The organism is Kineosporia babensis, assembly GCF_021129305.1.
Lineage (GTDB): Bacteria > Actinomycetota > Actinomycetes > Actinomycetales > Kineosporiaceae > Kineosporia > Kineosporia babensis.
Genome location: NZ_JAJOMB010000014.1, coordinates 127999 through 140392 on the forward strand (window position 1 = coordinate 127999; position 12394 = coordinate 140392).

Annotated in this window: 14 protein-coding genes and 2 pseudogenes; 9 read left to right on the plus strand and 7 right to left on the minus strand. The window is 69.0% G+C overall.

Annotated elements, in window-relative coordinates; genetic code table 11:
* Nucleotide 1: 1 nt before the first annotated feature.
* Both LR394_RS24250 and LR394_RS24255 read left to right on the plus strand, forming a co-directional pair.
* Nucleotides 2-763: a 3-hydroxyacyl-CoA dehydrogenase gene (locus LR394_RS24250; RefSeq protein ID WP_231446205.1), complete on the plus strand. Its 762-nt coding sequence runs from the start codon at nt 2-4 to the stop codon at nt 761-763.
* 5 nt (nt 764-768) lie between these two features.
* On the plus strand, nt 769-1662 hold the full coding sequence (locus tag LR394_RS24255; RefSeq protein WP_407937119.1) for an alpha/beta fold hydrolase: 894 nt from the start codon (nt 769-771) through the stop codon (nt 1660-1662).
* Here LR394_RS24255 and LR394_RS24260 read toward each other — a convergent pair.
* Both LR394_RS24260 and LR394_RS24265 read right to left on the minus strand, forming a co-directional pair.
* Nucleotides 1631-2404: an SDR family NAD(P)-dependent oxidoreductase gene (locus LR394_RS24260; RefSeq protein WP_231446207.1), complete on the minus strand. Its 774-nt coding sequence runs from the start codon at nt 2402-2404 to the stop codon at nt 1631-1633. The two genes, LR394_RS24255 and LR394_RS24260, sit on opposite strands and share 32 nt — an antisense overlap.
* Nucleotides 2401-3573, minus strand: coding sequence for an acyl-CoA dehydrogenase family protein (locus LR394_RS24265; protein ID WP_231446209.1), 1173 nt, complete (start codon nt 3571-3573; stop codon nt 2401-2403). The genes LR394_RS24260 and LR394_RS24265 overlap by 4 nt, the downstream gene beginning before the upstream one ends.
* A gap of 52 nt (nt 3574-3625) precedes the next feature.
* On the opposite strand from LR394_RS24265, the gene LR394_RS24270 reads away from it, so the two are divergent.
* The 3 genes from LR394_RS24270 (at nt 3626) to LR394_RS24280 (ending at nt 6993) form a co-directional block, all read left to right on the plus strand.
* Complete coding sequence (locus LR394_RS24270) at nt 3626-4246, plus strand: TetR/AcrR family transcriptional regulator (protein WP_231446210.1); 621 nt, start codon at nt 3626-3628, stop codon at nt 4244-4246.
* 40 nt (nt 4247-4286) lie between these two features.
* Nucleotides 4287-5291, plus strand: coding sequence for a phosphotransferase family protein (locus tag LR394_RS24275; RefSeq protein ID WP_231446211.1), 1005 nt, complete (start codon nt 4287-4289; stop codon nt 5289-5291).
* Nucleotides 5292-5535: 244 nt separating this feature from the next.
* The gene (locus LR394_RS24280) at nt 5536-6993 is read left to right on the plus strand and encodes an MFS transporter (RefSeq protein ID WP_231446212.1); all 1458 of its coding nucleotides are present in this window, start codon (nt 5536-5538) and stop codon (nt 6991-6993) included.
* Between the two features lie 73 nt (nt 6994-7066).
* On the opposite strand, the gene LR394_RS24285 is transcribed toward LR394_RS24280, so the two are convergent.
* Complete coding sequence (locus LR394_RS24285) at nt 7067-7822, minus strand: SDR family NAD(P)-dependent oxidoreductase (protein ID WP_231446215.1); 756 nt, start codon at nt 7820-7822, stop codon at nt 7067-7069.
* A gap of 36 nt (nt 7823-7858) precedes the next feature.
* Nucleotides 7859-8185 carry an SAV_915 family protein gene (locus LR394_RS24290; protein ID WP_231446217.1) on the minus strand — a complete coding sequence of 109 codons (327 nt, stop codon included), beginning with the start codon at nt 8183-8185 and terminating at the stop codon, nt 7859-7861.
* Nucleotides 8186-8632: 447 nt separating this feature from the next.
* On the opposite strand from LR394_RS24290, the pseudogene LR394_RS24295 reads away from it, so the two are divergent.
* Nucleotides 8633-8886: pseudogene (locus LR394_RS24295) on the plus strand (DDE-type integrase/transposase/recombinase); the annotation flags it as partial.
* A 139-nt stretch (nt 8887-9025) separates the two neighbouring features.
* Here LR394_RS24295 and LR394_RS24300 read toward each other — a convergent pair.
* Nucleotides 9026-9442, minus strand: a complete 417-nt coding sequence (locus LR394_RS24300) for a nuclear transport factor 2 family protein (protein ID WP_231446219.1) — start codon at nt 9440-9442, stop codon at nt 9026-9028.
* Between the two features lie 129 nt (nt 9443-9571).
* Nucleotides 9572-10003 (minus strand): Rrf2 family transcriptional regulator, encoded by a 432-nt coding sequence (locus LR394_RS43720; protein ID WP_407937120.1) that lies wholly within the window; start codon nt 10001-10003, stop codon nt 9572-9574.
* A 402-nt stretch (nt 10004-10405) separates the two neighbouring features.
* Here LR394_RS43720 and LR394_RS24310 point away from each other — a divergent pair, with 402 nt between their 5' ends.
* The 3 genes and pseudogenes from LR394_RS24310 (at nt 10406) to LR394_RS24315 (ending at nt 11030) form a co-directional block, all read left to right on the plus strand.
* Nucleotides 10406-10573, plus strand: a complete 168-nt coding sequence (locus LR394_RS24310; RefSeq protein WP_231446225.1) for a hypothetical protein — start codon at nt 10406-10408, stop codon at nt 10571-10573.
* 62 nt (nt 10574-10635) lie between these two features.
* Nucleotides 10636-10731: pseudogene (locus LR394_RS43725) on the plus strand (patatin-like phospholipase family protein); the annotation flags it as partial.
* Between the two features lie 122 nt (nt 10732-10853).
* A complete protein-coding gene (locus LR394_RS24315) occupies nt 10854-11030 on the plus strand; it encodes a hypothetical protein (RefSeq protein ID WP_231446226.1) in 177 nt (58 codons plus the stop codon).
* An 84-nt stretch (nt 11031-11114) separates the two neighbouring features.
* On the opposite strand, the gene LR394_RS24320 is transcribed toward LR394_RS24315, so the two are convergent.
* Nucleotides 11115-12353 carry an FAD-dependent monooxygenase gene (locus tag LR394_RS24320; RefSeq protein ID WP_231446228.1) on the minus strand — a complete coding sequence of 413 codons (1239 nt, stop codon included), beginning with the start codon at nt 12351-12353 and terminating at the stop codon, nt 11115-11117.
* Between the last annotated feature and the right edge of the window lie 41 nt (nt 12354-12394).

The following is a 12394-nucleotide window of genomic DNA, read 5'->3' on the forward strand; positions in this document are numbered from 1 at the left end:
CGTGGACATCGCAGGATCGGTTGCCTTGATCACCGGCGGCGCCTCCGGCCTCGGCCTGGCCACCGCCCAGGAACTGCTCGCCGCCGGCGCCGCGGTGGTGCTGCTCGACCTGCCGGGCTCGGACGGTGCCGCCGTGGCCGGCAAACTCGGCGACCAGGCCGTGTTCGTGCCGGGCGATGTCCGCAGCGAGGACGACGTGCGGGCCGCGCTCGAGGCCGCGGCCGGGCTGGGGACCCTGCGCGTGGCCGTGAACTGCGCCGGAACCGGCAACGCGATCAAGACCGTGGGCAAGGACGGGCCGTTCCCGCTGCCGGACTTCACCCGGATCATCGAGATCAACCTGATCGGCACCTTCAACGTGATCCGGCTGGCCGCCGAGCGCATTGCCGCGGCCGAACCGGTGGCGGGGGAGCGCGGGGTGATCGTGAACACCGCCTCGGTGGCGGCTTTCGACGGCCAGATCGGGCAGGCCGCCTACTCCGCCTCCAAGGGCGGCGTGGTCGGGATGACCCTGCCGGTCGCCCGCGACCTGGCCCGCCTGCAGATCCGGGTGGTCACCATCGCGCCAGGCCTCTTCGACACCCCGCTGCTGGGATCACTACCAGAGGACGCTCGACGCTCGCTGGGCGAGCAGGTGCCCCACCCGGCGCGGCTGGGTTCCCCGGCCGAGTACGGCGCTCTGGCCGCCCACATCGTGGCCAACCCGATGCTCAACGGCGAGACCATCCGGCTCGACGGCGCGATCCGGATGGCTCCCCGCTGAGCCCGCTGAACCCGTTGACCAGCGACCTGAAGATCCCCGCCACCGACGTCACGCTCGCCGCCGACCACTGGGGAGACCCGGCCGACCCACCGGTCGTGCTGCTTCACGGGGGTGGCCAGACCCGACACTCCTGGCGGCAGACCGGCCGGGAACTGGCCGCCTCCGGCTGGTACACCCTCAGCGTCGACCTGCGCGGTCACGGAGACAGCGGCTGGTCCCCGGACGGCGTCTACGGCATGGACCGGTTGGCCGGTGACGTCCGGGCGCTCACCGAGTTCCTGGGCCGGCCGCCGGTCCTGATCGGCGCCTCGATGGGCGGCAACGCCTGCCTGGCCGCGCTCGGCCGGCAACCGGACCTGGCTCTGGGACTGGTGCTGGTCGACGTCTCACCGTTCTTCCAGCCCTCCGGAACCGACCGGATCCGCGCCTTCATGGCCTCCCGCCCGGACGGCTTCGCCGACCTGGACGAGGTGGCCGACGCGGTGGCCGCCTACCTGCCGCACCGGCCCCGGCCGAAGAACCTGGACGGGCTGCGCAAGAACCTGCGCGAGCGCAACGGGCGCTTCTTCTGGCACTGGGATCCGGCCCTGATGCAGCCGCCCACCGAGCACGCCGTGCAGCGTGACCCGATGATCGACTCCGCCCGGCTCGGCGCCGCCGCATCCGCGCTGCGCGTCCCGACGCTGCTGGTGCGGGGCGGGTCCTCGGACGTGCTCAGCGTGGGCGATGCCCAGCGCTTCCTGGAACTGGTGCCGCACGCCGAGTTCTGCGACGTGGCGGGCGCGCACCACATGGTCGCCGGGGATGACAACGCCGTGTTCGACCGGCTGATCGGCGGCTTCCTGGAACGCCGGATCCGCAGCCGGCTCAGCGCATGGACAGACCACCGTCGACCGTGAGCGTGCTGCCGGTCGTGTAGCTGGAGGCGTCGCCGGCCAGGAACAGCAGGGCCGCATCGAGTTCGCGCTGGGTGCCCAGCCGTCCGAGCGGGCTGCGGGACCTCAGCACCCCCTCCAGCCGCTCCGGATCGATCTGCGCGGTCATCTCCGAGGCGAAGTAGCCCGGCGCCAGCGCGTTCACCCGGATCCCCAGCCGGCCCGACCACTGCTGGGCCAGGTCCCGGGTCAGGCCGATCAGCCCGGCCTTGCTGGCCGAGTACGCCGCCTGCGGAGCCCACGACGGCATCAGGCCCAGCACACTGGCCACGTTCACGATGCTCGAGCCCGGTCGCATCACCCGGGCACAGGCCTGAGCCGCCCAGTAGGCACCGTGCAGGTTGACGTCGACCACCTGCCGGAACTCCTGCGGCGTCTCCTTCAGCGCGGGGACGGCGGCACCCAGGCCTGCGTTGTTCACCAGAATGTCCAGCCGGCCGCAGGTCTCGATCACGAAAGCGGCCAGCGCCTCGCACTGCTGGGGATCCGTGACATCGGTGACCTTCGAGGAAGCGGCGCCCCCGGCGTCCTCAATTTCGCTCGTGACCTTCGCCAGCAGGTCTTCGCGCCGCGCGGCCAGGACAACTCTCGCCCCGGCCCCGGCCAGAGTGCGCGCGAAGCCATGCCCCAGGCCCGAACTGGCGCCCGTGACCACCGCGACCTTGCCGTCCAGCCGGAACCAGCGGGTGGGGTCCTCGAGCGTCACCGGGTGGCTTCCCGGACCCGGCGGGCAGCCCGCTTCGCGATCGACATGCGATGCGTCTCCGAAGAACCGTCGTAGATCCGAAACGCCCTGATGTCCGCATAGATCCGGCCCAGGACGAGCTCTTCGCTGGTGCCCATGCCGCCGGCCAGCTGCACCGAGCGGTCCACCACCCGGGCCGTGGCCTCACTGATGAAAACCTTGGCCCGCGAGGACTCTTCCGTACCCTTGGCGCCAGTGGCCAGTTGCCACGAGGTCTGCCACAACAGCGCCCGGGATGCGGCCAGGTCGATCTCGTTGTCGGCGATCATCTGCTGTGCCATGCCCAGATCGGCCAGACCGGAGCCGAACAGCTCCCGCCGGGTGGCCCGCTGCAGGGCGATGCCGTGCGCCCGCCGGGCCGCCCCCAGCCAGCGCATGCAGTGCGTCAGCCGGGCCGGTGCCAGCCGGGCCTGCGCATACCGAAAGCCCTCACCCGCCCGGCCGAGCACCGAGTCCGCGCCGACCACCACGTCCTCAAGCACGATCCGGCAGTGCCCGCCGAGCGTGGTGGAATCGATCGTGCGGGCGTGCCCGGCCTGCTTCCACCCAGGCGTATCGGTGTCCACCAGGAACATGGTCGCGCCGTCGCCGTCCCGGGCCATCACGATCGCGAACGCGGCCCCGTCGGCCCCGGTGATCAGATGCTTCTCGCCGTTGATGATCCAGCGCTCGCCGTCGCGCCGGGCCGTGGTGGCCAGCGCCGACGGGTCGGAACCGGCCCCCGGCGGGGGCTCGGTCATCGCGAAACAAGACCTGATCCGGCCCTGCGCAAGTGGTTTCAGGTAACGCTCGCGTTGTTCCGGGCCGGCGGCCAGGTGCAGCAGGTGCAGGTTGCCCTCGTCCGGAGCCGAGCAGTTCAGGGCCAAGGGACCGAGCAGGCTGGTGCCGGCCTCCTCCAGCAGGACCGCGACCTCGTCGAAACGGAATCCGCCTCCGCCCAGTTCGGCCGGTGCCTGCGGGGCCCAGATCCCGGCCTGCCGCGCTGCGGCCTGCAGGTCGCGGCGCAGTTCGTCGGTGACGCCGTGCTCGAACGCAGCCTGCTCGCGGGGGATCACCACCTCGGCCATGAACGCCGCGATACGTGCCCGCCAGTCCTCGACCCGGGGATCGAAGGTCAGGTCGAATGCCATCCGCGACTCCGTCTCCGTCATCGGCTAACGAACATTAGCTACCGTAGGAGGGGTGAGTGCACGGGTCAAGGACGAGAAGACACGGCCGCCGGTCAGCCGGGAGGCGGTGGTGGCCGCGGCGCTGAGGCAGTTCGCCGAGCGCGGCTACCGGGTCACCACGATGGCCGACATCGGCGCGGCCCTGGGGGTGCGCGGGCCCAGCCTGTACAAGCACGTCACCTCCAAACAAGAACTGCTGGCCGACATCGTCTTCACCACCATGCGCACCCTGATCGCGGCGCAACACCGGGCGGTGGAAGCCGGCGGGCCTGCCGCGGTGCGGCTGCGCCGGGCCGTCGAAGCCCACGTCCGCTACCACGCCACCCACCGCGAACAGGCCTTCGTCGGCAACCGCGAGCTGGACAGCCTGACCGAGCCCACCCGTTCGCAGATCCTCGACCTGCGCCGCACCTACGAGCACGGGATCCGGGCGGTGATCGAGGACGGGTGTGCTTCCGGCGAGTTCCCGGCCACCGACGCGCGGCTGGTCTCCTTCGCGATCCTGGACATGGGGATGGGCGTGGCCACCTGGTTCCGGGCCGAGGGCGAGCACGACATCGATTCGCTCGCGTACAGCTACGCCGACATGGCCCTGCGGATGGTCGGCCTTGACACCCGCGGGCGGGAATCCTAGCGTCGGTTAATCACCGTTAGCCGGGCACGGGAGGCGCTTGATGCAGGACGACGCACTGGCCCGGCTCGACCTGGCCGGCCCCGCACTGGCCCAGGCCCTGGGCGAGGAACGGTGGCTCGACGTTACGGCCGAACTCGTCGTCGGCGGCCACTCCAACCTGACCTATCTGCTGCGCAGCCCGGCCGGTGAACTGATCCTGCGCCGTCCGCCCAGCGGCAGCATCCTGGCCACCGCGCACGACATGGCCCGCGAGAGCCGCGTCCAGAAGGCCCTGGGGCCGAGCGCGGTTCCGGTTCCGGAGATCGTGCTCGAGGGCCGGCTCGACGACGTGCCCTACTACGTCATGACCAAGGTGCCAGGCGTCGTCATCCGCAATCAGGTGCCGTTCACCGCCGACGGCCGGGCCCGCCTGGGCGAGGCACTCGCCGACGTCCTGGCCGATCTGCATCTGGTGGATCCGCAGTCCGTCGGTCTCGAGGATTTCGGCCGCCCGGAAGGGTTTACCGCGCGTCAGATCCGGCGCTGGCGCAAGCAGATTGAAGCCACCCCCGTGCCCGCGATTCCGGCGCTGGACCTGCTGGCCTCACGCCTGGAACAGAGCGTACCTCCGGCCGGCCGGGCATCGATCGTTCACGGCGACTACCGCCTCGACAACGTCATCGTCAGCGAAGAGCAGCCCGGGCGGATCAACGGGGTGCTGGACTGGGAGATGTCCACCCTCGGCGATCCGCTGACCGACGTCGGCATGCTGATGTTCTACTGGGATCTGGCCTCCCGCTTCGGCGTCTCGATGGCCTCTTCCGCCACCACGCTGCCCGGCTTCCCCAGCGCGCTGCAGATCGCCGAAAGATGGTCATCGAGAACCGGAATCGGCCTGGACCGGCTGGACTGGTACCTGGCCTTCGCCCACTACAAGTTCGCCGGGATCGTGCTCGGGATCCAGGCCCGCGCCGAGGCCGGGGTGATGGCCGGGCAGGAGTTCGGCGATCTCGGAGCGCTGGCCTCCGGTCTGGCCGACGCCGGGCTCGCCGGGTTCCCGAGGTAGGACCGGGCTGCGCTTGTCAAGGACGCATATGCCCTGTTCAGAAGCGCTTTCGGATTTGACTTCGCGGGGCGGCCGACCGTAAGTTCGTCGCCGTTCCACAGAGCTGCCGGTCTCGCCTTCTGCGATTCACTCGTCTCGCCGGCTGCTCTGGGTCATGACTCGCCGGGGCCTGGGCGCGACCTCCACCAACGACTTTGATGTCTGTCCGCAGACGTCATGATCCAGGGAGGAGGGGCGCTGCCCCTTGTCTGAAGTATCCGTCAATCCCCGCCGATGGCTGATTCTGGCCGTGGTCGGCCTGGCCCAGCTGATGGTCGTGCTGGACGCCACGATCGTCAACATCGCCCTGCCCTCTGCTCAGATCGACCTGGGATTCGCCGACGACGTGCGGCAGTGGGTGATCAGCGCCTACGCCATCGCTTTCGGCGCTCTCCTGCTGCTCGGCGGGCGCCTGGGAGACGAGTTCGGCCGGCGCCGGCTCTTCGTCGTCGGCCTGATCGGCTTCGCCGTCGCCTCCGCGCTGGGCGGTCTCGCGCAGAGCTTCGAACTGCTCATCGCCGCACGGGTTCTGCAGGGCGTGTTCGGCGCCCTGCTGGCCCCCGCCGCGCTGTCGATCGTGGCCACCACCTTCACCGATCCGGCCGAGCGAGGTAAGGCCTTCGGGGTCTTCAGCGCCGTCTCCGGCGTCGGCGCCGGCATCGGGCTGCTGCTGGGCGGCGTCCTGACCGATCTGCTCTCCTGGCGCTGGTGCCTGCTGGTCAACCTCGCCTTCGCCCTGCCCGCCGCCCTCGGCGCCCGGATGATCGCCCGCGACGAAGCACGTTCCAAGTCCGCAAAACTCGACATCCCCGGCGCCCTGTCGGTGTCCCTGGGCCTCTTCCTGATCGTGTTCGGCGTCTCCAACGCCGAGCAGGACGGCTGGTCCTCACCCGTCACGCTGTCCACCCTGATCGGCGGCCTGGCGCTGCTGGTGCTCTTCGTCCTGATCGAGCGCAAGGGCTCGCAACCGCTGCTGCCGCTACGCGTGATCACCGACCGGGCCCGGGCCGGCGCCTACTTCGCCGTGGCCATGCTCGGCGTCACCATCTTCGGCGCATCCCTGTTCCTGACCTTCTACCTGCAGCAGAACCTCGGCTACACGCCGATGCGCAGCGGCCTGGCCTTCATGCCCATGAACCTGACCATCCTCGTGGTCTCCGGCCTGACCGCCACCAAACTGCTGCCCCGCTTCGGCCCCCGCCCACTGATCACCGCCGGTCTGCTGCTGGCCGGCCTCGCCTCGGTGATCTTCGCCCAGATGAACGCCGACTCCGGCTACGCCGCCGTGGTCCTGCCCGGCCTGATCGTCGCCGGAGTCGGCGCCGGCCTCCTGTTCCCCACCAGCTTCGCCGTCGGTACCCAGGGCGTGGACCGGCATGACGCGGGCGTCGCCTCAGCCACCGTCAACACCGCCCAGCAACTCGGTGGCTCCATCGGCATCGCCCTGCTCTCTACCATTTTCGCGGACGCCGTCCACGCCAGCCTGGTCGCCGACCCCATTCAGAACCCCGTGCTCGCCGCCATCGACGGCTACGAGCGGATGTTCTGGTGGGCCGCCGGCATCAGCCTGGTCTCAGCCGTGGTTGCTGCCCTCCTGGTCCGCTCCCCGAAACCGGATGTCCAGCAGGAGAAGCAGAACGACGTGATCCAGGTACACGTCTAGCCGGCCGTTCACGCCTCAACGGCGAGGCGTGAGTAGGGCGGGGTCGCCCAGCGCTCCTCGCGGCTTCAGATCGTCACTGGGCGAGGTAGCCGCCGTCGACCGCAAGCACGGCGCCGGTCACGAACGAGGACTCGTCGGAAGCCAGGAACGCCATGGCCGCGGCCACTTCGGAAGGTTCGCCGAGGCGGCCGAGAGGGTGCTTGCGGACGATGTCCGCCAGGTATTCGGGACCGCCCGGCTCGGTCTCCAGAGCCACTACCCGATCCGTGCGGATCGTGCCCGGGGCCACGCCGTTCACCCGGATTCCGGCCGGGGCCAGTTCGACGGCCAGGTGTTTGACCAGCCCGGTGGCCACGAACTTGGCGGCGCCGTAAGCAGATTGACCCGACTGCCCGGCCATCCCGGAGATCGAGGAGACACAGACGATCGCGCCTGAGCCGGCCGGGACCATCTGCTCGGCCGCGTACCGGCAACTGAGGAACATGCCGCGCCCGTCGATCGCCATGACCTGTTCCCAGTCCGCCGTCGAGGTCTCCAGCAGCGGGGCCATCGGAATGATCCCGGCGTTGGCGATCAGCACGTCGAGGCTGCCGAACCGGTCCACCGCGGCCGCCACCATGGCCTGCACGTCTGCTTCCTGGGCTACGTCGGCAACCACGGTCTTGGCGTCGGGGTGCTCCCGGCCCAGGACGGCGAGAGCGTCACCGTCCAGGTCGGCCGCGACCACCTGGGCACCCCGCCGGGCGAACTCCACCACCGCCGCCCGCCCGATACCTCGGGCCGCCCCGGTGACCAGAACCGTCTTCGCTTTGAACTGCTCGTCGGTCATGCCGCCCCCGTTCCACGTAAGCCAGTCGGAACGAGCTTACGGGCGTTCGACCTTGCTGCGGATCAGGTCGGGCGCCGCAGCGGAACTGCCGTCGGCCACCGGCCGGGCCGTGAGCTGCGGGTCCACGACCACCTCGGCCAGGCCCAGCGGGGTGAGCATGGCCCGCAGGGCCGACAGTGACAGGCGAACGGCGAGCTGCTCCGGGCCGAGTACCGAGGCCAACTGCTCGGGGGTGGTGAAAGCGACGGCTGTGCGACGCCCGACGGCGGTCTGCATCAGCCGCACCACCGAGACTCCGGTCGGGCTCAGCCGGACCGGAACGAGAAGCGGGCCTACCGGGTCAGGGTCTGTGGTTGCGGGCATGGCAAGCAGCTTAAGAACGAAATCGGACGTTGTGGAGACCTTTGACCGGTTCTTGATGGCTCCTGGCAGTGAAGCAGGCAGACGTTGAGCCGATACGAACCTTCCCTCCGGCCCAGGCAGTGCGCGTGGCGAAGGCCCTCGCCTGGACGAACCCGTCACCACGCACCGCCAGCGCTCGCTGCTGCAGTACTGACCAGCGCCAAGTTCGTCCCACGGTCCAGTTGGACGAAGCCGGTTGCACACCGGAGCCTTGGTCCGAGTGAGGCAGTCCCCGGCGGTCTCACTCCGGGGTACTTGTCAGTTGAGTACGTACCAACTCGGGACTGCCCCCAGCTTGGCTGACTCCTGACTGCCAAGGACCGCGGTCCTTGCTGAGAGGATGTCAACGTGCCCAAACCGTTCCTCGAGGAGTTCCGCCGCGACGTGATCGCGCTCGCCCGTCCGGGCGATGCCACGATCGAGCAGGTCGTGGGCTACTCCATCGACTCCCGGATGAAGGCGTCCCTGGCCGTCAGAGCGCTCAAAATTGCCGTGGCCCTGCGGAATCCACGCGGAACGATTGTCCACTTGGACCGCGGGAGCCAGTTCCGCTCCAAAAGTTCGTCCGCGCCCTGAAGAAGGCCAAGCTACGGGGTTCGATGGGCCGGGTCGGCGCGTGTGGCGACAACGCCCTGGCCGAGAGCGAGGTCGGCTCTCTACAAGACTGAACTCCATCCACCCGCAGGGACCTGGAAAGGCCTGGACCACGTGGAATTGGCCACCCTGGAATGCCGGTGAATTCGCTCAGCCGTCGTCCAGGCCGAGCTGCCCCGGCCGGTGGGCCAGGGCAGCTGCTCGTCTTCAGCTGACGTTGAAAGCCTTGGCGACGGTGAGGGTGTCTTCGTAGAGGTGCATGCGGACGACCTGACCGTCCTCCACCCCGAGGTGCAGGGCGACAGGCGTGGTGAACTCCTTGCCGGTGTCCACCACCGTGTGCGTGAACACCGCCAGCAGAACGACGTCACCACCATCGACGATGAAGCGCTCCAGGACGACGTTGCTGCGGCCGGGAACGAAGTGTGGCCACATCGTGGTGAAGTACGGCGCGACTTCCTCCCGCCGGGTACGCCGTCCGGTCCAGGACAAGGCGTCCGTACCGGAGACCAGCCAGTCGATGCTCTCGGCGAACAGTTCCTGGATGCCGTCAGCGTCCTGCTTGGCGAGGTGTGCCAGGAACGTCTCGGCCACGGTCCGGGAGGTCTGAGCGTCAGTTGCCATGATTCTTTGTCCTTCATTGATGGTGGTGCGCCCCGGTCCGAGGCGCGAACCTCTGCTGTAACAAATGTTGTTACATTAAGGCCCGGAGAAACGGCCCCTCGACGGTGAAGGGCTCGGGAAGGGAGGAGGTCAGGTGGCTTTCAGGATGTCGCGCAGGACATCCTCCAGTGTGATGCCGGCAAGCTCGCGGTGCATGGCGGCCTCCACGTTCTGGTAGGCGCCCGCGATGACCGGCCCGATGCCATGGCCCACAACGCAGTCGGGATCAGGCTGTGCGGGATGCAGGGCGAAGACTGGCTCCGAGCCCAGTGCTCGGTACACGTCGAGAAGCGTGAGCTCCACCAGGTTCTTCCGCAGCACCCAGCCGGCCCCTGTCCCTCGCCGCGCACTGACCAGATCGGCCCCGCGCAACTCGCCCAGCAGACGACGGATCACCACTGGATTCGTGTTGACGCTCGTGGCGATCTGCTCCGACGTCGCCACCTCGTGACCGCGCCGCTGGTACAACCCGATCCAGACCAGGGCGTGAGCCGCGATGGTCAGCCTGCTGTTGGCACTCATGCCGGGCCCGCCTCCTCCTCTTCTGTCGTAACAATATTGGTTACATCTGCACGTGGCAAGCCGGTCGCGGCGCCTCTCCTGCAGCCGGGGCGGAGAAGCTGGAGCGGCCCCGCTCGGGCGGGCATCGGAGATCAGGATCGGCAGCAGGCGCGAGTGCAGAGTCGCCTGCACCGGTGGGGTTCCATGCCCTGCTGTCTGCCAGATGATCCACGCGATCGCGCTCTCGGCGCGATCGTCCAGGTCTGCCACGGGGCCGATGGCTCGCGCCAGCCATTGGGCCAGCGCTCGCGTCATGGGCGTTCATTTCCGGTAACCATCATTGTCGAAAGGAGCTGGTCATGAAGCGTGCGCTGGTGCTCGGTGGGGGGCGGGATCACGGGGATCGGCTGGGAGGTGGGGGTCTTGGCCGGCCTGCTCGATGAAGGGGTGGATCTTCGCAATGCCGATGCGGTGATCGGCACGTCTGCCGGATCGTTTGTCGAGGCGATCGGGGCGCGCTTCGGTCTCGTCTCCCGAAGCTTCCCGGCTCAGGTCGATCCCGAGGTCAGGCGAGCCGCCGTTCGGGGGTGAGGCTGTGGACCGAGGCCTGGCCGCCGGCGCTGAGAGTTGCCGTGACCGACGCCGAGACCGGTGTGCTGACCCTGCTGGACGCGCACACGGGCGTCTCGCTCGAAGACGCCACCATGGCCAGCGGTGCTGTGCCCGGCATCTGGCCCCCGGTCCATTTCCGCGGCCGTGAGTGGATCGACGCCGGCATGATGTCGCCCGCGAATGCGCACCTGGCCATCGGTTACGACCGGATCGTCGTCCTGGCCCCATGCCGTCCAGCGGGGAAGGCACACCCAGCGCCGTGGATGCCGTCGCCCGCCTCAACGAATCCGCCCAGGCGAGGCTGGAGATCCCGGACGACGTCAGCCGTGAAGCCTTCGGCCCCAACCCCTATGACCCTGATCGAGCAGCGCCGGCCGCGCAGCAGGGCCGCCGCCAGGGGCGGTCCTTCGCCGAGCAGGTGTCCGCCATCTGGTGAAAGATGCTGCACCACAGGCCTGCCGGCTAGCTTCTCCGTAACGGCCAACGACCGAGACGGTCGCCGGGCCCCCGACAGCATGGTTCATCGGGCCAGCTCTGGGTAGGTGGCAGGCTGCCAGCTACCACCGCGGTCCTCGGTGGCGAACCGGGCCACGAGCTCGGGGATGTGCAGTCGTGTTGCTGCTGCGGTGGCTGTCTGAAAGGCGGTGATGGCCGCGCGCGTGTTCGGCAGACCGACCCGCAGGAGCCGGGGCTTGACCGTGCTCTGGATCTCGTTGACGAAGGGACGCAGGGTGGCCTCGTAGCGTGCGAAGGCGGCCCGGTGGTCGTCCGGGCTCTGGGACAGCTCCCCGGCCAGGGTGTAGGCGCCCACCAGGCTGCCGGTCACACCCATTCCGCTGTACGGAGAAGCGCAGTGCGCAGCATCGCCGACGAGCACGACTCGTCCCTTTGACCAGAGGTTCGACCTGACCTGCACCACCTCTTGGGAGTAGAAGAAGGACGCGTCCTGCATACCCCGGATGAATCGCTGCGTCTGCCAGCCCGCATCCTGAAATCGTTCGGCCCAGAATGCCTTCTGCTCATCGACGGGCTGCCGGTGAATCGCTGAGGCCTGGGCTGAGGTCTCCCGCAGGACGAAGTACACCTGGGTCTCGGTGGTGTTGTGGCTTCGGCGCATGATCTGACGGCCACGGGTGGCCATGTAGGTGTCGCGGATGTTCCCGTCACCGGCGACGCGCGGGATGAACCAGTAGGCCATGTGCATGCCGGTACGCCAGTAGGGCTCCGGTGATCCGGCCGGCAGCAGGGCCTGGCGGATCCGGGAACCCTGTCCGTCCGCGCCCACGAGCAGGTCGTACTCCTGCTCGGATCCGTCCGAGAGATGGGCGAGCACGGTGTCGGCGTCCTGGTCGAATCTGTCCACGCTCAGCCCGTAGCGGCACTCGACGCTCTGCTTGGTCGCGTCGTTGAGGATGCGGACCAGGTCTCCCCGCATGATCTCGTACTCCGAGGTCAGGCTCTGCCGTCCCTGCCCGGAGGTGTTCGCCATGATCGTTGCCCGGGTCTTGCCGTGGGCGTCCACGAACGCCACACCGGGTTCGTCGACCAGGTGATCGCGGATGGACTCCAGGATTCCCATCCGCTGGGCCATGTCAATGCCCTGACCTCGCAGGTCCACCTGTGCCCCGGTAGCCCGAAGAGCCGGGAACCGTTCGATCACGGTTGCCTGGTGACCGCCCCTGGCCAGCCAGAAAGCCAGTGCCGGGCCGGCGATCCCGCCACCGGCGATCAGAACCCGCAATGAGCGTCCCGCACGCATCTGGATCATCTCCCTATCGATGAAAGGTTGCTCAATGGGAG